A 19,269-nucleotide genomic window follows, 5' to 3' on the forward strand; every position below is an offset into this window, starting at 1 on the left:
CAGTCCCTCAGATTACACGCGTTCGTAGGGTTCAAACAGGCGTTTGAACTCGTCCAGGGCATAGCGGTCGGTCATGCCGGCGATGTAGTCGCAGATTACCCGCTCCCGACCCGCCACTTCCATTTTATGCAGGTATTTGCGGGGGAGAAGAGTGGGGTGCTTGACGTATGCCTCGAACAGATTGGCAAGATAACGCTCGGCCTTGACCCTCATCCGTTCGACCTTGTAGTGACGATAGAGGTTTTCCAGCAGGAATAGTTTCAATGCCTTGTTCTTCCGGGCCAGTTCGGGGCTCAGGCTGACCACCGGCCGATTGATCCTACGCAGGTCGTCAAGGCTTACGATATGTGCGTCGGCGATGGCGGCCAGGGTGGTGGCGGTGAGATCGTTTATGAAGATGCCGATGAGGGCGCTGATGGTCTGGTACTTCTTCCGTTCGGCGTCGATTGATGGGTATCTGGTGCAGACGGTGCTGTAGACCTCCCGCCACAACTCGACCTGCTGCAATTGATCGAGGGTGATGTAACCTGATTTTAGCCCGTCGTCGATGTCGTGATTGTTGTAGGCGATCTCGTCGGCGAAATTGATGAGCTGCGCCTCTATTGTCGGCACCACGCCGGGCTTGAAGTCGGCAATGATCTCCACGGGACGGTCATACGGGGATGAGTGTTTGATGATCCCCTCCCGTACCTCCCAGGAAAGATTAAGACCATTGAACCCGGGATATTTTTCCTCCAGTTCGTCAACGACCCGCAAGGACTGGAGGTTGTGTTCGAATCCGCCATGGCTTTCCATGAGGCGGTTGAGGACCTCTTCGCCGGTGTGACCGAAGGGGGTGTGGCCGAGGTCATGGGCGAGGGCAAGAGCTTCCGTCAGTTCCTCGTTGAGTTTGAGCCTGCGCGCAATGGCTTTGCCGATCTGGGCCACTTCCAGGGAATGGGTCAGGCGGGTGCGGTAATAATCCCCCTCATGATTGACGAAGACTTGGGTCTTGTATTCCAGACGCCGAAAGGCGGCGCAGTGGATGATCCGATCCCGGTCCCGCTCGAAAGCAGGCCGGTCGTCGCGCAATTCTTCAGGGTATTTTCTTCCGAGGGACTGGGAGCTCCGGGCGGCATAAGCGGCAAGGTCAGGTCGTTCCACAGCGGCAGTCGAGATCATGGGCATCTCCCAAAAACTTATACATAACGTCACGATTTCTTATGTTTAAGGACGAGTACACATTGTCCGGAGTCGTATTTAAACCCGCCCTGGAAGGGGTGTCAACAATAAAGATTGCTTGACTCAATTTCGGACAGCATGGTAAATTTAAAGCCTTTTTAAGGAAGATTAACGGATTTTAAATGGTGTATTTGCGATGACAAAACGATTGCTGGAGCGGGTTCCCGACACAATCAGGCGAAAGCTTGGGGCTCAGAGTGGAGTATGTCTGCTCAACGGCCGGGATGTGTTTACCGCACTTGCGGGGGAAGAGCAGATCATCATGGCGTGCAATGCCCGCATAAAGCATGTCATTCCGGGTATTTTACGCGCTGCCGAAGAGCTCGATGCCATTGTCGCCTTCGAGCTGACAAGGACCGAGGGGGGAATGGATGGCGGCTACACCGGTCAGACCCCCGAGGTGTTTGTCTCCACTGTCGTGGAATACGCCGAACGTTGTGGATTCACCAAGCCTTTCATCATCCATGGCGATCATATTACGGTGAAGACTACTGAGGTTGCCGAATACGAGGAAGCAGAACGGCTCCTGGCGGCTGAGATGGCGGCGGGGTTCACTTCCTTTGCCATCGATGCCTCATTCAATCCTTTGGCAGCCAATATCGATATCGTGGCACGTCTTGCCAGGCCGGTGTGCGAGGCCGGTTTCGGTCTCGAAGTGGAACTGGGGGAAGTGCGACCGGTGGGGAGCGCATCGAACCTGACAACGGTCGAGGAAGCACGGGAGTTCCTGGTCACCCTCGCTTCACGGGGTGTGTGCCCCCAACTTCTGGCCATTGACAATGGTTCCAAAACGGGCAACTACCTTGACGGACAGATGGTGAACATAGATCTGGAGAGAACCCGGGAAATCTATGCCGTTGCCGTTGCCGCCGGTCTTTCCGGTCTGGTGCAGCATGGCATTACCGGCACCCCCCTGCGTACAGTGGGGAAGTTTGCCGAATACGGGGTTCGTAAGGGTAATATCGGTACTCTCTGGCAGAATGTGGCCCATGCGGGACTGCCGCTCGATCTCATGGATGCCATGCGCCGTTGGGCAAAGGAGAATCGACAGGACATCAAGTATGCGACCCGTGTCTTCAAGGCGGATATCGATTCCATTCCGGAAGATAATGCCCACCAGATACATGAGATGGCATATCGGGAAGCGAAGGAATTTATCACTGCGTTCCGTTCCGTCGGCAGTGCCGGCAAGCTTGTGCGACTGCTGGGGCGCGAGCAGTGCGCATCATAAGCGGCTCTGCCAGGGGTCGCCGACTTTTCTCCCCGGCAAGTTACCGGGTAAGGCCGACAGCAGACCGTGTCAAGGAGGCGCTTTTCAATATCCTTGCCGGTCTGGTCGATTTTTCCGGCTGCCGGGCGCTCGACATCTTTGCGGGGACCGGTAATCTCGGCATCGAGTCACTCAGCAGGGGTGCCGGCGTGGTGGTTTTCGTGGACAGCCACCGGGAGTCTGCTGCGCTCGTCAGGAAAAACCTTAGTCTCGTCGGTCTTGAATCTCGGGGGCGGATTATTGAGCGGGAGGTGCTGACAGCCCTTGGAATGCTGGAAAAGGAGGGGGAGCGATTCGACCTGGTGTTTCTCGACCCCCCCTACGCCCAAGGGCTTGCGGAAAAAACTCTCCGGCACCTGGCAGATTCGCCCCTGCTCCATGCCGGCAGTGTGGTTGTAGCCGAAATTTCCAGCCGGGAGGAGGTGCCAGGCACTTTTGGCCCTCTTGTCCAGTTCGACCGGCGCATCTACGGCGATACCGCGTTGGTATTCTTTTCCCTTGGGGAATAATTACATTGTACGGAAAAGGATGAGCATGCCGCGAAAAATTGCCGTCTATCCCGGTTCCTTCGATCCCATCACCTTTGGCCACCTGGATATCATCAACCGTGGTCTGAGAATTTTTGACAAGGTAGTGATTGCCGTAGCAAGCAATTCAACGAAAAACGCCCTTTTCACCATCGAAGAACGAATCGCCCTAATCAGAGAGGTGCTGGCAGGTAACGACCGGGCCAAGGTTGACACTTTCGACGGCCTTCTGGTAGACTACGTCCGCTCCCAGCAGGCAACGGTCATCATCAGGGGGTTGCGGGCGGTTTCGGACTTCGAGTACGAATTCCAGATCGCCCAGATGAACCGGAGCATAACCCAGGATGTGGAAACGTTGTTCATGATGACGTCAGTACCTTACAGCTACCTCTCGTCATCCATCGTCAAGGAGGTCAGCTCCTTGCACGGTCCGGTGGACGGGCTTGTGCCGCCGCTCGTCAAACAAGCGCTTATCAACAAGTTTTCTTCATAATCCCCCATAACAAGGAGACCCGTATGAATCCGCTAGCCGTAGAACTTAACGAGATGCTCAGCCAGAGCAATCCCTGTGTTTTGGATATGCTGTCCGACCTGGGCAAGAACCTTTTTTTCCCCAAGGGAATTCTGACCCAGTCGGCAGAAGCCAAGGAAAAGGCCCACAAATTCAACGCCACCATAGGCATCGCCACCGAAAAAGGCGGCCCGATGTACCTCCAGTGCATCCAGGACAAGCTCTCCGCCTTCGACCCGAAGGACATCTACCCCTATGCGCCGCCGGCCGGCAAGCCCGAACTGCGCGCCCTCTGGCGGGAGAAGCAGTTGCGGGAGAACCCGAGCCAACAGGGAAAACATTTCAGCAACCCGATCGTCACCAACGCCCTCACCCACGGCCTCTCAATCGTTGCCGACATGTTCGTCGACGCTGGTGACCACGTGATCCTGCCGGACATGCTCTGGGGGAACTACAACCTGACCTTCGGCACCTGCTCCGGTGCCGTCATGCGGAAATTCCCTACCTTCACCGTGGCCGGCGGCTATGACGTCGACGCCTTCAAGGCCGAGCTGAAAAACAGTGCCGAGGAAAAGGGGAAAGCCATCGTTCTCCTGAACTTTCCCAACAACCCGAGCGGCTACACCCCGACTGTCGCCGAAGGCGATGCCATTGTTGCCGCCATCAAGGAAGTAGCCGAGAGCGGCTGCAACGTCGTCGCCGTCACCGACGATGCCTATTTCGGCCTCTTCTACGAGGACAGCCTGAAGGAGTCGCTCTTCGGCAAGCTCGCCAACCTCCACCCGCGCATCCTGGCGGTCAAGCTCGACGGCGCCACCAAGGAGGAGTTCGTCTGGGGCTTCCGGACCGGCTTCATCACCTTCGCCGACGGCAACAGCTTCGAGAACGCCCGGGTCATGACGGTTCTGGAGAAGAAGGCCATGGGGATCATCCGTGCACGGATCTCCAACTGTCCCCACCCCTCCCAGACCTTTGCCATCGAGGCGCTCCGCTCCCCGAAATTCCTCGAACAGAAGGAGGAGAAGTTCCAGGTGCTGAAAGGCCGCGCTCTCAAGGTCAAGGAAGTCCTCAACAGCGGCAAGTACGATTCCGCCTGGACCTACTACCCGTTCAACTCCGGCTACTTCATGTGCCTCAAGCTGAAGACCGTCGATGCCGAGAAATTGCGGGTCCACATCCTCGAAAAATACGGCGTCGGTGGTATTTCCATCGGCAAGACCGACCTGCGGATCGCCTTCTCCTGCATCGAGGAGAAGGATATCTCTGAACTGTTCGACATTATCTACCAAGGGGTACAGGATCTGACCTGATCATCATGGATCGCATCGAAAGAGGCGATCAAGAACCTGAAGTAATCCGCGGGCAGCATGACGAGCAAAGGCGGGGAGATCCGGTCTCCCCGCCTTTGCAGCAGGGAGCTGACATGATCACAAAAGAGATGACCATTGGTGAAATAATGCGCCGCTATCCTCAAACGGTGGAGGTTTTTGCCCGCTTCGGCCTGGAGTGCAGCGATTGCCAGATCGCCGACTTTGAGGAAATCGGTCATGGAGCAGGTGTCCACAAAGTTGAAGTCGAAAAACTTATTGCTGATTTGAACCGGGCCGCGGGGGTACAATAATTTTTGGGCTTCATTCAAGTGGCAAGTTGGTTGCCCGTGGTATTCAATAGTTCGATGACGATCCGGAGTGCTCAGCGTGAGCCCTCATTACGTCGCAGTTTCCTTTAGAGCCGTTCTCCTTGTATCTGCCACCTCCCCTTCCATAAGATGTATTCCCTTGAGTGATGCCTCCTTTTTTCCTGCCGTTGGATTACTACCCCCGTAGGCTGATCATGGTGTGTAGTTTGTGTGTGTAAAAATTACATTATGCGTGTACTCAGTGCTTCGGCAAAGAGGGATCAGTGGGGTGATAAATGATGTTTCTCTGAGGGCAGATTTCGGAGACAGTATAAAATAACTAACAATTACAATTTGTTATGGCATGGCTTGTTGTGTTGCTTCCGTGTGGCACGCAAATCGCAGTAGTGGAGTCCTGTAGATTTGTCAGCAGAGCGGAGAGTTTCCGCGGTGCATACGGAGGTTGCAAGGTGCTCTACAAAAGTGTTAACGAGTCATTCAACGAGTTCCTCATCGACCGGGCCGATGCGAAATGCATCCGCTGCAAGGTCTGTGTACGGCAGTGCGCCTACGATGTCCATGCCTATCTTGCCGGCGAGGATGTCCTGACCGAGGACAACAGCCTTTGTATCGGCTGTCGCCGCTGTTCGGCCCTCTGTCCGACCGGTGCCATCACCATCAGGTCCAACGAGGAAAGCTTCAAGGCCAATGCATCCTGGTCCGGTGCCCATATCCGCAACCTTTACGCCCAGGCCGATACGGGGGGGATTCTGCTGGCTGCCATGGGTAATCCGGCCAAGTACCCCATCTACTGGGACCACCTCCTCCTTGATGCCTCCCAGGTGACCAATCCATCCATCGACCCGCTCCGCGAGCCGATGGAACTCCGCACGTACCTGGGGAAGAAGCCCCATGCCGTCGAAGTTATTAAGGACAAGAACACCGGCAAGGCGAAGCTGGCAACCAAACTGTCACCCCAACTCAAGCTGGAGTACCCCTTCATCTTTTCCGCCATGAGCTACGGCGCCCTGAACCTCAATGCCCACAAGGCAATGGCTGCCGCTGCCCAGGAGCTCGGCACCATCTACAACACCGGCGAGGGTGGCCTCCACAAGGACCTCTACCAGTATGGCAAGAACGTCATCGTGCAGGTTGCCTCGGGGCGTTTCGGCGTCAGTGAGCAGTACCTGAACGCCGGGGTGGGGATCGAGATCAAGGTGGGACAAGGTGCGAAACCGGGGATCGGAGGCCACCTGCCGGGGGAAAAGGTCAACGACCAGATCTCCGAGACCCGCATGATACCCATCGGCTCCGATGCCATTTCGCCGGCGCCGCACCATGACATCTATTCGATCGAAGACCTGCGCCAGCTGATCTATGCCCTCAAGGAAGCCACCAACTATGAGAAGCCGGTTTCGGTAAAGATCGCTGCCGTCCACCACGTGGCTGCCATTGCCTCCGGCATTGCCCGGGCGGGTGCTGACATCATCACCATCGACGGCTTCCGGGGTGGGACCGGCGCTGCCCCCCAAGTGATCCGCGACAACGTCGGTATCCCCATGGAGCTGGCCTTGGCGGCGGTGGACGCACGGCTGCGGGACGAGGGTATCCGCAATCAGGTCTCCATCGTGGTCGGCGGCGGTGTCAGGAACTCCAGCGATGCAATCAAGGCCATTGCACTGGGTGCCGATGCCATCAACCTGGGAACCTCCACCCTGCTCGCCCTGGGATGTACCCTCTGCCAGCGCTGCTATACCGGTAAATGTCCATGGGGAATCACCACCAACAATCCCTACCTGGCCAAGCGGCTCAACCCGGAGATTGGTGCGGAGCGACTGGTGAATCTGGTCCACGCCTGGGGGCATGAAATGAAGGAAATCCTCGGCGGCATGGGTTTGAACGCGCTGGAGTCGCTGCGTGGCAACCGGTACAAGTTGCGGGCCGTGGGGCTGTCGGATCAGACCATGAACCTGCTGGGGGTCATGCCGGCCGGAGAATAATAGGACCTATATGACTTATGGGTCCCATGGAACTCGTTAAACGAACTATGAGGAAGAGCATGAAACGTATCTACACCATAGAAGATGCCTGTATCGGCTGCCACCTCTGCGAGGTAGGGTGCATCACCGAACATTCACAGTCCAAGGACCCGATCCGGGCCTTTCTCCATGAACAAGTCCGCTCCATCTCCCGCTGCACTGTGGAGGAGTTGGACGGAGGGGTGATTTCCCTCTCTACCACCTGCCGCCACTGCGATGAGCCGGATTGTTTGCGGGCCTGCATTTCCGGGGCAATTCAGAAGAACGATGCCGGGGTGGTGCGGATCGACACCGAGCAGTGCGTCGGCTGCTGGTCCTGTGTCATGGCTTGCCCTTACGGCGCCGTGCAGAGGAATCTGGCAAAGAAAAAGGCCAACAAGTGCGATCTCTGTCCGGACCGGAAGAGCCCCGCCTGCGTGGATGCCTGTCCCAACCGGGCGCTCGTGTACAAGGAGGGGAGCCAGAAATGAACTACGTGATCATCGGTAATTCGGTTGCCGCAGTCGGCGCCATTCGCGGTATCCGCGGGGTGGACGAGCAGGGGAACATCACCGTCATCTCCCGTGAGCGGCACATCGCCTACGGCCGTCCCCTCATCTCCTACCTGCTCGGCGGGCTCATCACCGAGAAACGGATGGCCTACCTGCCGGAGGATTTTTACGAGAAAAACCGGGTGAACCTCCTCCTCGATGCCGAGGTTGTCGGCGTTGATAGCGCCAGGAAACAGGTGAAACTGGCAGCCGGCGATACCATCGGGTTCGACAAACTTCTCATCGCCACCGGCGGTGACCCGTTCGTCCCTCCCATCGAGGGGCTTGCCGGTAAAGACCGGATCTTCACCTTCACCACCTGGGACGATGCGGAGAAGTTGAAGGGGATTGCGGCCGACATGGAGCGGGTAGTGGTGATCGGCGGCGGTCTCATCGGCCTCAAGGCTGCCGAAGGGATCCACCTCCTCGGCAAGCAGATATCCATCGTGGAACTGGCCGACCGGATTCTGTCTGCTGCCTTCGATCGCCCGGCGGGGCGGGTGGTGGCGAAGAAGATGAAGGCCAACGGCATCGACGTCATTACCGAGGATACGGTAGTGCGGATCGAGGGGGATGGTGCGCGGATAAGCGGTGTTACCCTCAAGTCGGGAGACTATATCCCCTGTGATACGGTAGTCGTGGCCATCGGTGTCCGACCGGCTGCCGGTTTCCTCAAGGGGAGCAAGGTGGAGGTGAACCGGGGGATCGTGGTGAACGACACCATGGAAACCTCAGTGAAGGGTATCTATGCCGCCGGTGACGTGGCCGAGGCGAGCGACTTCTTCTCCGGCCAGAAGAACCCCATGCCGATCTGGCCCGATGCATACATCCAGGGAGATGTGGCAGGTACTGCCATGGCCGGCGGGAAGAAGTCCTACAGCGGCGGTCTGGCAATGAACTCCATCGAGCTGTTCAAGGTCCCGACCATCTCCATGGGAATTACCAATCCGGTGGAACCGAAGGAATTCGATATCCTCACCTATCAGGATGCTGAGAACTATCAGTACCGCAAGATCGTGCTGCAGGAAAACCGCCTGGTCGGCGCCGTCCTGGTGGGGCAGGTGGACCGGGCCGGCATATTCTCCGGATTGATTCGGGAGAAAGTCGACGTGACGCCGTTCAAGGAGCAACTTCTTGACCCCGACTTCGGCTTTATTCACCTGACAAAGGAAATCCGGAGCACCCTGTTTGCCCCCTACGGCAAAGTAGCCTGATTGAGGCATTTGGCTGCCTTGCTGATGTGACTGAACGAGATAACTATCAGTAAATCAATAGAGGAACCCATGAAGAATAACCTGAAGCCTACCCATAGATTCGAAAAGGACATCTCCAACTGCGGTCTGACGGGCTTTATCTCCAAGTCTGGCAAACAGGTTGAGGGGAGCGTCATCATCAAGTCGATTTCCCTTATGCATGATCGGGGGAACGGCCTGGGAGGCGGCTTTGCCGCCTATGGCATCTATCCTGAATTCAAGGAATTCTTTGCCTTCCACCTCATGTACGAAAGCGGCATGGCCCTCCAGTTAACGGAGGAGTACCTTGCCGAGCATTTCCTCATCGACCATCACGAGGAGATCCCGACCAGGCGGAATGCGGCGATTACCAACCCCCCGGCATTTCGGCGCTACTTCGTCAAACCGCTGGAAACGGCGGAATACAGGGAAGCGCGCGAGTTCCAGAACATGACCGACGAGGACATCATTGTCACCCACGTCATGCGGATCAACAACGAGATTGAAGGTGCCTTTGTCGTATCGTCCGGCAAAAACATGGGGGCCTTCAAAGGGGTGGGGTATCCGGAAGAGATCGCAGATTTCTTCCGTCTTGAGGAGTACAGCGGCCATATCTGGACCGCCCACAACCGCTTCCCGACCAACACGCCGGGGTGGTGGGGTGGCGCGCACCCCTTTACCCTTCTTGACTGGTCCATCGTCCACAACGGCGAAATTTCCTCATACGGCATCAACAAGCGCTATCTGGAAATGTACGGCTACCTCTGCACCATGCTCACCGATACCGAAGTGGTGGCTTACATGCTCGACCTGCTCATCCGCAAGCACGGTCTGTCGCCGGAACTGGCCAGCATGGCTCTGGCTGCCCCTTTCTGGGACAAGATCGATGCCCTTCCCGAGGATGACCGCCAGCTTCTCACTGCTATCCGCCAGGTATACGGCAGCGGTCTCCTTAACGGCCCCTTCGCCATCCTCTTTGCCAGCAACGAGGGGCTCATCGGTCTCAACGACCGGGTCAAGCTTCGGCCGCTGGTCTGCGCTACCAAAGACGATTTCGTCTACATGGCGTCGGAAGAGGCGGCAATCCGCGAGATATGTTCCCAACCCGACCGGGTCTGGTCGCCGCGGGGGGGAGAACCGGTCATCGCCCGGCTGAATCCGGGAGTAATCTGACAACAGTGAAAAGTGAAAAGTGAATGGTAAACGGAAAAACCGCGATGTTACCCTTCACCTTTAACTTTTCACCTTTCACGAGGTGTTTATTATGAAAATCGACGCTCAGGGCGTTTATTACAGGGACCTGAACAATCAGATCCGTTCTGCGGTTGCTTCCGGTGCCGAGAAGATCGAGTTGGTCAACGTCAACGGCCAGTATTTCATTGGCGACGGGATCAATCGACCGGTCACAATATCCATCAAGGGGGTGCCGGGGAACGACCTGGGGGCCTTCATGAATGGTGCGACCATCGTTGTCTGGGACAATGCCCAGGACAACATCGGAAATACCATGAATGCGGGAAAGGTTGTCGTCCACGGGCATGCGGGGGATGTCCTCGGTTACGGCATGCGGGGGGGGAGGATCCATATCCTCAAGGACGTGGGGTACCGGGTCGGCATCCACATGAAATCCTACCAGGAGAACAAGCCGGTGCTCATTGCCGGCGGCAAGGCGGGGGATTTCTTCGGCGAGTACATGGCGGGCGGCGTACTCGTGCTGCTGGGGATGTTCAGTGACGACCCCGAAAAACCGATGCACGGGTATTGTTTCGGTACGGGAATGCACGGTGGCACCATCTTCGTGCGGGGCGGGGTTGATGAAGCGAAGCTATCACGGGAGGTCGGGGTGTTCGAACTGACCGGCGAGGACCGGCAGGAGCTAGACGGGTATCTGAAGGAGTACTGCAAGGACCTCAAGCTTGACCCGAAGGAGGTCCTCGGGGAAAAGTTCGTCAAGGTCCTCCCCAAGAGCAAACGGCCCTACGGCAATCTTTACTGCCCCATGCCGCGGTAGGAAACGGAGGATTGCTCCTCCTGAAGCCGAAACGAACACCGGTTGTGCACAAAGCGCAGCCGGTGTTTTTTTGTGAATTTTAGCTGATCGGTTTGGCTGGCGGTAGGCTATACGTAGACTATTTCCACGTTGGCCAGGTAATCTTCCAGTTCGACGGTGAGGTTGCGCGTGGCATTCTCGTTTTGCGCCAGAGCGGCCTTTTCCAGGTCCCGGCCGATGCGGGACAGTTCATCAAAGCCGTAACTGCCGCCGGAACCTTTGATGTTGTGTCCGAGGCGCTTGATATGCTCGAAATCCTTACCTTCCAGCGCTGTCATGATGTCGGCGATGTTTTTTTTACGCAGTTCGAGGAAGAAAGGGATTGCCTCCTGAATCTCGGCGTCGATCTGCACCACGATCCGGTTGGACTTGACCCTGTTATTCATGCCGCACCGCCTGCCGTGTTGACTATTGTTTCGATGAGTTTGTCCTTTCTGACCGGTTTCGATATGTGGAGATTACAACCCGCGGCCATACAATTCTGAATGTCTTCGGTTGAGGTAAAGGCTGTCAGTGCAATGATTGGTATGGGGGTGAGCGCACGTTCCCGTTCCAGTTGGCGGATTGCCCGTGTGGCACTGAGGCCGTCCATGATAGGCATCTGCATGTCCATGAGAACCATTGCGTACGAGCCGGACTTGAATTTTTCCACGGCAATTGCCCCGTTTTCCGCTTCGTCGATCTCGAATCGGGTGTTTTTCAGGAACAGCCTGAAAATATGTCGATTGTCTTCCGCATCCTCGGCCAGGAGTATCCGGACCATATCCTGCAGGGGAGGCTGCGTCATGGTTGTAGCCGTCTGCTTTGCCGGTGGGGGGGCGTTCTGGGGCACCTGGAGCATTTTTGCAATGGTTTGACTGAGCTCCCTGCGCTTGAGCGGCTTCATAAGATGAGTGGTAATGCCGAGTTCGTAGAGTCGCTTGATGTCACTCGATGGGTGATCGGCGCAAAGCATCATGATTGTCCCATTCAGCAGTGATGCGTCCTGCAGCCTTAACTGTTCCATTACCTTGATGCCATCCATCGGCGCAAGACGGCTTTCCATCAGGAGCAGCCGGTAGGGTTCGCCTGCCTCGCGTGCGGTATGCAGTGCCGCTAGTGCACTGTCTCCATCTGCGGCCGTGTCTGTTGTTGCTCCCCAACGGGACAGCAATTCCCGTGTTATGGCACGGGCGTTGGCGTTGTCGTCCACAATGAGCGCCTTGACGCCCGTCAGACTTCTGGCGGTGAATTCGCTATCGGGGAGTGGTGCAACCTGTGGTTCGAGCCGGACGGCACCGTAAAAAGTGCTTCCCCTGCCGATCTGACTTTCTACCCAGATCCTTCCCTCCATCTGTTCCAGGAGCAGTTTCGAAATGGCCAGGCCGAGCCCGCTTCCTCCGTATTTGCGCGTGATGGATGAGTCTGCCTGGCTGAACTTATCGAAGATGGTGTCGATTTTGTCAGGAGGGATGCCGATTCCGGTGTCAGCTACGGCAAACTGGATTTCAACTTTCCCCTGTTCGACGGCACAGGCTTTCACTTCAAGGCTAATTTCTCCCATAGCGGTGAATTTTATGGCGTTGCCGATGAGATTTGTCAGAACCTGACGCAGACGATTGGGGTCACCCTGCAGGAACATGGGGGTGTCAGGGGCGATCCTGCAGGTCAGTTCCAACCCCTTTTCATGGGCCCTGACCGCCAGCATTTCGCAGGTCCGGTCGATCACTTCTTCCAGGTCGAACGGGATAGTTTCAAGCTCCATGCGACCGGCCTCTATCTTGGTGAGATCGAGAAGGTCGCGGATGAGTTCCAGGAGGGTCAGACCGGAGCGATGGAGGATACCGAGGTATTCCTGCTGTTCGGGAGTCATGTCGGATTCCCGCAGCATATCTGCCATGCCGATGACTGCGTTGAGCGGTGTGCGGATTTCGTGGCTCATGTTGGCGAGGAAGACGCTTTTGGCGCGGTTGGCAACCTCCGCCAGTTCCTTGGCATGGAGCAGTTCCTGTTCGGCCCGCTTCCGCTCGACAATCTCTTTCTTCAGCCCTTCGTTTGACCTGGCCAGTTGCCGGGTTCGTATCTGGACGGTTTCTTCCAGGCTCTGGTTTAATTCTTCAAGTTCCTCACTCTTGAGCTGCAGCTCGCGTTCGGTCTGCTTCAGGCTGCTGATATCCTGGGCGGCGCAGATGATCCCCTGCAGGGAGCCCGTTTCGTCGAGCATCTTCGCCAGTGAGGCAAGGACAGGTATCTCCTGACCATCCTTTCTGCAATAGGTCTGCTCGATCCCTTCAATGAAACCGTCCTGTGCCAGTCGTGTTGTCTGTTCCTGATCCAAAAATTCCTTGTGTCCGAATAATAATGCTCCCGCACGCTTGCCGATCAGCTCGGAACCGGAGTAACCGAGCAGTTCGCAGAATGCCCGGTTGACCGTCTGAATGGTATGGTCGGGGGAAAGCACAACCAGTGCATCGTGCATGGTGTTGAGCAGGCGGTCCATGTACTCCTTGGATACCGTGGTCCGCTGGAGGTTTTCGGTCATCAGGTTGAACGACTCTGCCAGTTGCCCCACCTCATCCCGTCCGCTGATCTGGATACGGTGAGACAAATTCCCCCTGCCGACGGTTTCGGCCCCTACCGCAAGAGTCTGGAGTGAACGGGTAAGAGCCCTGGCGAAGAAAACCGCAATCAGGCTCACCAGGATAATCGCGCAGACAATGATCCTGGTAGTCCAACCGGTGATATTGTCGATACTTTTTTTGATTGAGTCCGCGGACATTCCGCAATGCACTACTCCCAGTTCTCCCTTCATGACCGGAACGGCAATGTCGTAGACAAGTCCCTTCTCTGTTTTGAGGGGGACTATACCGTAAGGCTTGTCAGAGGAAATCCGGTTGACGGTGAGGAGGTCCGTGGGAAAGGTTTTACCGAAGGTCTGGGCGACAACCTCATTTTTCTGGTTCACCGCGAAGATGTAGGTCAGGTCGTCTTCGGTTTCCAGATAGTCATCCGCCAGCATTTCCACAAGGATGGTGGATTCGGTCAGGAAGGGGTTGGTAGCGACTTCGGCGAAATGCCGGGCGATGGAGACGCCGCGCAGCTGCAATTCCTTTACAAGGCGGTCATGCACGATCGTCTGGATGAGCACGATGAACAGAATTCCCAGCAGCATCAGGAGGCTGATGACGCCGAGGAGAAATTTGCTCCGTATGCTTACCGGTTTCATGGGCACGCTATTTCACCGTTCTCCGCGCAATCCAGGCATTCATTTCGCGTATCGAATCGTAGTCACGGTCGTTGCCGTCGGCAAACCGGTCAACCATCATACCGGCGAGGATTTCCCGTCCGCGTTGGGTCTCGTGCATATGCAGCAGGATTTCCCGCAGTTGGTGCTTGGTTGCCGGATCGACACCTGCCCGTACGACGAGGGGAGGTATGCCATAGGGGGGGGACGTGGTCACGATCCTGGTCTTCGCGGTCAGATCCGGGTGTTTCCACTGGATATACTCCCAGATGAGGCTGTCCACGGCGGCTCCGTCAACCATTTTTCTTGCCACGGCGTTGATGGACTTGTCATGGCCGTAGGTGTAGATATGTTTGCTGAAAAAGGAATGGGGGGTTTCGCCCATCCGTGAGAGCATGTAGGTGGGGACCAGGCAGCCGCTGTTGGATTTGGGGTCGGCAAAGGCGAAGGACTTTCCCCGAAGCCCCGCAAAATCGTGGACTGGACTATCCTGGGGGACAATGATGTAGGAATGGTAGGCCGGCTTGCCATGGACCAGGGGAACGGCCAGCAGTTCCAGGTCGAACTTTTCATGTCCTTCAACATAAGGGCCGGCACAGATAAACGCCACATCCAGTCCACCCGACTCCAGGAGCTTGTTGATCTGGTCGTAGTTTTCCCGGTCCACCAGCTGGATCGGCTGGCCGACCTTATCCTCCAGGTAGTCCTTGAGCTGCCTATAATAGACGTACCCTTCCTTGGGGGTAATCATGGCTCCCATGCCGAGGCGCAGAGGTGTACGTACAGAGGCGGAGGAAGCGCGCTTGAGAATGTGCTGCTGCTCCAGGCGAACCTCTTGTACATTTTTGTCTGAGCAGCCGATCAGCGTTACGATTGACAGTATGGCCAAATGGCAGGGCAACAGTCTGGTAACAAGTTGGAGCATGATGTCCAATTCCTTTCACCATCCAGCAGGTGTCAACGGTTTGCACGTAATGGCTGAGGATGATTGTATTAATAATTGCAAAATATTGCAATATATATACCTCCGTTCACCGCAGGTTTCCCCCTGATAGTGGTGCAATCGTGACGGAACTTGCGGGTCTATTGCACCCGTGCAGAGGCAGGGAGAAAAACCCTTTACAAGCCGACGGCTGTTAATATATCATTCATCGGTTACACTCACGCAGGCAAAGGATTTATGAAGATAGACCATATACGCAATTTTTCCATAATAGCCCACATCGACCACGGCAAGTCGACCTTGGCTGACCGTTTGCTGGAGTACACCGGCGCCTTGTCCGACCGGGAAAAACAGGATCAGTTTCTGGACAAGATGGACCTGGAGCGGGAGCGGGGAATCACCATCAAGGCCCAGACCGTTCGTCTCGTTTACCGGGCCGACGACGGTCGGGACTATATCCTCAACCTGATCGACACCCCCGGCCATGTGGACTTCACCTACGAGGTCTCCCGGTCCCTTACCGCCTGCGAGGGTGCCCTCCTCGTCGTCGACGCCTCACAGGGGGTCGAGGCCCAGACCCTGGCCAACGTCTATCTCGCTATCGACACCAACCTGGAGGTTTTCCCGGTTCTCAACAAGATCGACCTGCCGGCGGCCGAGCCGGAGCGGGTCAAGCACGAGATCGAGGAGATTATCGGCATAGACGCCCACGACGCGGTACTGGCCAGCGCCAAGGAAGGTATCGGCACCAGGGAAATACTGGAGGAGATCGTTTCCAAGATTCCGCCACCGGTGGGAAATCCAGGGAAACCTCTGCAGGCGCTCCTCTTCGATTCCTGGTACGACCAGTACCAGGGAGTCATCGTGCTGGTCCGGATCATTGACGGGACAGTGAAAAAGGGGGAGAAGGTCCTCCTCATGTCCAACAAGAAGAGTTACGAGGTGCTGAAGGTCGGGGTATTCTCGCCGGCCATGTGCGAGGTGTCGGCACTCACCGCCGGCGAGGTCGGTTTCCTCATCGCCGGTATCAAGGATGTGCAGGACGCCAAGGTGGGTGACACCGTGACCCATCTGCACAACCCATGCGCCGCGCCGCTCCCCGGTTACAAGGAAGTGAAGCCGATGGTATTCTCCGGCCTCTACCCTATCGACACCGCCCAGTACGAGCAGTTGCGCGACGCCCTGGCCAAGCTGAAGCTGAACGACTCCTCCTTTTCCTACGAGCCGGAGACTTCCCTAGCCCTCGGATTCGGCTTCCGCTGCGGTTTCCTGGGTCTTCTCCACATGGAGATCATCCAGGAGCGGCTGGAGCGGGAATTCAACCTCGATCTGATAACCACCGCCCCCACCGTCGTCTATCGGGTGCACAAGGTGGGCGGCGAGGTGTTCACCATCGAGAGTGCCAACCAGATGCCCGAACCACAGCACATCGACTTCATCGAGGAGCCGTTCATCCTTGCCTCCATCCACGTTCCCAACGAGTACGTCGGGGGGATTCTGGCGCTGTGCGAGGAAAAGCGGGGGGTGCAGCGGGAGATCAAATACCTCACCCCGACCCGGGTGATGGTTATCTACGAACTGCCGCTCAACGAAGTTGTGCTCGATTTCTATGACCGCCTCAAATCCATCACCAAGGGGTACGCCTCCCTCGATTACGAACAGCTGGACTACCGGCGAAGTGAACTGGTGCGGATGAACATCATGATCAACGGCGAGGTGGTGGATGCCCTTTCCCTCATCATCCACCGGGACAAGGCCTACTACCGCGGCCGTGACCTGGTGGCCAAGATGAAGGAGCTGATCCCCCGTCAGATGTTCGAGATCGCCATCCAGGCGGCCATCGGCAACAAGGTGATAGCCCGGGAGACGGTGAAGGCCATGCGCAAGGACGTGCTCGCCAAGTGTTACGGCGGCGACATCACCCGCAAGCGGAAGCTCCTGGAGAAGCAGAAGGAAGGGAAAAAACGGATGAAGAACATTGGCAACGTGGAACTCCCCCAGGAGGCATTCCTCGCCATCCTGAAGGTTGAAGACAAGTAACATTACCATTACCCGCAAAGGATTCATGCCCCATGGACGAGTACAAGGATAACCCGGCAGGAGTGACCGACAGCGCGGTTTCTCAGTCGATTACGAAAAAACACATCGCTCGGGAATACGCCGAATCGATCATCATAGCGGTCATTCTGGCCCTCATCATCCGCACCTTCGTGGTGCAGGCGTTCAAGATTCCCTCCGGTTCCATGGAGGACACCCTGGCCATCGGCGATCATATCCTGGTGAGCAAGTTCATCTATGGCACCAAGATCCCCTTCACTTCCACGAGATTGCTCAAACTGCGCGATCCGCGCCGGGGTGACGTTATCGTCTTCGAATACCCGGAGGACCCGAGCAAGGACTTCATCAAGCGGGTGGTCGGCACACCGGGGGACGAGGTGCAGGTGATCGACAAGAAGGTCTTCGTCAACGGCAAGCCCTATGAGAACCCCCACGAGGTGCACAAGGAGAAGGAAATTATCCCGAAGGAACAGAACCCGCGGGACAACTTCGGACCGGTGAGGGTGCCGGAAAACTCCTACTTCGTCATGGGAGACAATCGGGACCGTTCCTACGACAGCCGCTTTTGGGGCTTCGTGAAAAACGACAAGATCAAGGGGCTCGCCTTCATAAAATACTGGTCGTGGGACAAGGACAAGTTCCGGGTCCGGTGGGGGAACATCGGGAAACTGATTGATTGATTACGGGCGCCGCAGGGAGAATGAAAAGGGCCATCCGGGCAGAATACCGGATGGCCCTTTTCCGTTAATTATGTCTCCGAAGAATGGTTGGGAGCGCCTCGCTCCCACGTGAGTGTTGAAGAAGAGGAAGATCAGCGGACGATGACTTCTACCCGCCTGTTCCGGGGTTCAGGTGTTTCGTCGCCGGTCATGATGAGAAGATTCCCCTCACCGTGGGAACCGGTTTCGATAATTGCAGGGGTTGCCCCCAGCGATTTCAGCAGGTCGGTCACGGTACCGGCACGCTGCAGGCCGAGCTGATAGTTGTCTTCCGGCGTGCCGACGGTGTCAGTGTGCCCAATGACGGAGAGTTCTGCCGGTTGCCGCCGGTTAATGGCTTCGATAATCTCGGCGAGAAGTGCAGTTGATTCAGGAGTGAGGTTGGAGGTGTTCTGCTCGAAGTAAAGCAGATACTTTGCCGGTGGCAACGGCATCGCAGAAAGTGGCCCAGCGAATATCCTACGCACTTCAGTCTCATCCATGATCACCGGCGCGGATGGTCGTCCGCCGGCCACGGAGAATTTCGTTGCCTCCCACGGTTGTTTCAGTACCTGGGAGCCTTGGGAATTGGAAACGGTGACTTCTCCCGAGGTTTTGCCCTCCTCCGGCATGAGGACCACGAGGTTCTTCTGCCCGGCACAACCAGGTAAAAAAACCGCGAGCGTCAGCCAAAGGAATACTGCCATCCGGTGTATGCTATATCCTGTCATCATGGCACGATCCTCATCATGAGATAGGTTCCTCTTATTCCCATCGTTGCCTTTGGCGTCTCTATGCGCACTGCATCGGGGGCCAGCTTGGCTATTCGTCCCGATCTGTAGCCGATAATCCCACGCGTTACCCGTAGAACCATTCCCAGGTCCTGACTGGATGGCTCGAAGGCGAACCTGTCGATATGGATTTCACTTGAGGAGCCGAGAGCAAGGACCGTGTCATCTCTTAATATCACCGAGATCGCACCGGTGGGGCCTGTGGAGAGGGTGTCTTTCTGATAAATCTGATAGCCGGGTTTCGCGATGATACGCTGGGAGGTTCGTAGTATGACGGCATCGCCGGTTGCCACCTTTATCAGGCCTATCGGGCGGGGTTCTTCCGCTGAATACGCGGAGGCAGTGGCAGTAAGCAGGCTGCAGATCACCATGAGCCTGATTCGCATCGTAAATTCTCCCTTGCTTTGAATTTTCCCGTGGCTTTGTCAGAGTGATCTCTGCCCGTCATGTAGTGATGCCGGGTTGTCAAAAATAGAGAATATTCCCTGAAATGATTAAACTTTTTTCAGTCTACCATGTTTTGTCGTATTCACAATAATGAGACGGCTGATACCTTCA

18 protein-coding genes are annotated in these 19,269 nt (G+C 56.4%); 12 read left to right on the forward strand and 6 right to left on the reverse strand.

Going from position 1 to position 19,269, the window contains the following annotated elements; all coding sequences use genetic code 11:
• Nucleotides 1–12: 12 nt before the first annotated feature.
• Nucleotides 13–1,161, reverse strand: a complete 1,149-nt coding sequence (locus tag LDN04_RS10645) for a deoxyguanosinetriphosphate triphosphohydrolase (RefSeq protein WP_223909951.1) — start codon at nucleotides 1,159–1,161, stop codon at nucleotides 13–15.
• 196 nt (nucleotides 1,162–1,357) lie between these two features.
• Between LDN04_RS10645 and LDN04_RS10650 the strand changes: the two genes are divergently transcribed.
• From LDN04_RS10650 to LDN04_RS10695, 10 genes are all read left to right on the forward strand, one after another.
• The gene (locus LDN04_RS10650; RefSeq protein WP_223909954.1) at nucleotides 1,358–2,452 is read left to right on the forward strand and encodes a class II fructose-bisphosphate aldolase; all 1,095 of its coding nucleotides are present in this window, start codon (nucleotides 1,358–1,360) and stop codon (nucleotides 2,450–2,452) included.
• The gene (gene rsmD, locus LDN04_RS10655; protein WP_223909958.1) at nucleotides 2,440–3,000 is read left to right on the forward strand and encodes a 16S rRNA (guanine(966)-N(2))-methyltransferase RsmD; all 561 of its coding nucleotides are present in this window, start codon (nucleotides 2,440–2,442) and stop codon (nucleotides 2,998–3,000) included. The genes LDN04_RS10650 and rsmD overlap by 13 nt, the downstream gene beginning before the upstream one ends.
• 25 nt (nucleotides 3,001–3,025) lie before the next feature.
• Nucleotides 3,026–3,511 (forward strand): pantetheine-phosphate adenylyltransferase, encoded by a 486-nt coding sequence (coaD, locus tag LDN04_RS10660; protein ID WP_223909961.1) that lies wholly within the window; start codon nucleotides 3,026–3,028, stop codon nucleotides 3,509–3,511.
• 23 nt (nucleotides 3,512–3,534) lie between these two features.
• Complete coding sequence (locus LDN04_RS10665) at nucleotides 3,535–4,839, forward strand: aminotransferase class I/II-fold pyridoxal phosphate-dependent enzyme (protein WP_223909964.1); 1,305 nt, start codon at nucleotides 3,535–3,537, stop codon at nucleotides 4,837–4,839.
• Nucleotides 4,840–4,844: 5 nt separating this feature from the next.
• Complete coding sequence (locus tag LDN04_RS16910; protein WP_308464660.1) at nucleotides 4,845–5,150, forward strand: DUF1858 domain-containing protein; 306 nt, start codon at nucleotides 4,845–4,847, stop codon at nucleotides 5,148–5,150.
• A 467-nt stretch (nucleotides 5,151–5,617) separates the two neighbouring features.
• A complete protein-coding gene (locus LDN04_RS10675) occupies nucleotides 5,618–7,147 on the forward strand; it encodes a glutamate synthase-related protein (RefSeq protein ID WP_223909966.1) in 1,530 nt (509 codons plus the stop codon).
• 59 nt (nucleotides 7,148–7,206) lie between these two features.
• Complete coding sequence (locus LDN04_RS10680; protein ID WP_223909969.1) at nucleotides 7,207–7,656, forward strand: 4Fe-4S dicluster domain-containing protein; 450 nt, start codon at nucleotides 7,207–7,209, stop codon at nucleotides 7,654–7,656.
• Entirely contained in the window at nucleotides 7,653–8,930 is a 1,278-nt protein-coding gene (locus LDN04_RS10685) for an NAD(P)/FAD-dependent oxidoreductase (protein WP_223909973.1), read from the forward strand. Before LDN04_RS10680 ends, LDN04_RS10685 begins: the two co-directional genes overlap by 4 nt.
• Before the next feature lie 69 nt (nucleotides 8,931–8,999).
• Nucleotides 9,000–10,121, forward strand: coding sequence for a glutamine amidotransferase family protein (locus LDN04_RS10690; protein ID WP_223909976.1), 1,122 nt, complete (start codon nucleotides 9,000–9,002; stop codon nucleotides 10,119–10,121).
• 91 nt (nucleotides 10,122–10,212) lie between these two features.
• Complete coding sequence (locus LDN04_RS10695; protein ID WP_223909979.1) at nucleotides 10,213–10,959, forward strand: hypothetical protein; 747 nt, start codon at nucleotides 10,213–10,215, stop codon at nucleotides 10,957–10,959.
• Nucleotides 10,960–11,066: 107 nt separating this feature from the next.
• Here the strand turns inward: LDN04_RS10695 and LDN04_RS10700 are convergent, their stop codons facing one another.
• The 3 genes from LDN04_RS10700 to phnD are packed head-to-tail and all read right to left on the reverse strand — an operon-like array spanning nucleotide 11,067 to nucleotide 15,146.
• Entirely contained in the window at nucleotides 11,067–11,384 is a 318-nt protein-coding gene (locus LDN04_RS10700; RefSeq protein ID WP_223909982.1) for an Hpt domain-containing protein, read from the reverse strand.
• Nucleotides 11,381–14,203, reverse strand: a complete 2,823-nt coding sequence (locus LDN04_RS10705; protein WP_223909984.1) for a response regulator — start codon at nucleotides 14,201–14,203, stop codon at nucleotides 11,381–11,383. The genes LDN04_RS10700 and LDN04_RS10705 overlap by 4 nt, the downstream gene beginning before the upstream one ends.
• Nucleotides 14,204–14,210: 7 nt before the next feature.
• Complete coding sequence (gene phnD, locus LDN04_RS10710; protein WP_223909987.1) at nucleotides 14,211–15,146, reverse strand: phosphate/phosphite/phosphonate ABC transporter substrate-binding protein; 936 nt, start codon at nucleotides 15,144–15,146, stop codon at nucleotides 14,211–14,213.
• A 255-nt stretch (nucleotides 15,147–15,401) separates the two neighbouring features.
• On the opposite strand from phnD, the gene lepA reads away from it, so the two are divergent.
• Together lepA and lepB are read left to right on the forward strand one after the other, a co-directional pair.
• Nucleotides 15,402–17,204: a translation elongation factor 4 gene (lepA, locus tag LDN04_RS10715; protein ID WP_223909990.1), complete on the forward strand. Its 1,803-nt coding sequence runs from the start codon at nucleotides 15,402–15,404 to the stop codon at nucleotides 17,202–17,204.
• 32 nt (nucleotides 17,205–17,236) lie between these two features.
• Nucleotides 17,237–17,902 carry a signal peptidase I gene (lepB, locus tag LDN04_RS10720; protein ID WP_223909993.1) on the forward strand — a complete coding sequence of 222 codons (666 nt, stop codon included), beginning with the start codon at nucleotides 17,237–17,239 and terminating at the stop codon, nucleotides 17,900–17,902.
• Nucleotides 17,903–18,033: 131 nt separating this feature from the next.
• Here lepB and LDN04_RS10725 read toward each other — a convergent pair whose 3' ends face one another.
• A complete protein-coding gene (locus LDN04_RS10725; protein ID WP_223909996.1) occupies nucleotides 18,034–18,627 on the reverse strand; it encodes an OmpA family protein in 594 nt (197 codons plus the stop codon).
• A 23-nt stretch (nucleotides 18,628–18,650) separates the two neighbouring features.
• Nucleotides 18,651–19,097 carry a FecR domain-containing protein gene (locus tag LDN04_RS10730; protein ID WP_223909998.1) on the reverse strand — a complete coding sequence of 149 codons (447 nt, stop codon included), beginning with the start codon at nucleotides 19,095–19,097 and terminating at the stop codon, nucleotides 18,651–18,653.
• Nucleotides 19,098–19,269 lie beyond the last annotated feature (172 nt).

This window comes from Geobacter sp. AOG1, from assembly GCF_019972315.1.
Taxonomy (GTDB): domain Bacteria; phylum Desulfobacterota; class Desulfuromonadia; order Geobacterales; family Geobacteraceae; genus Geomobilimonas.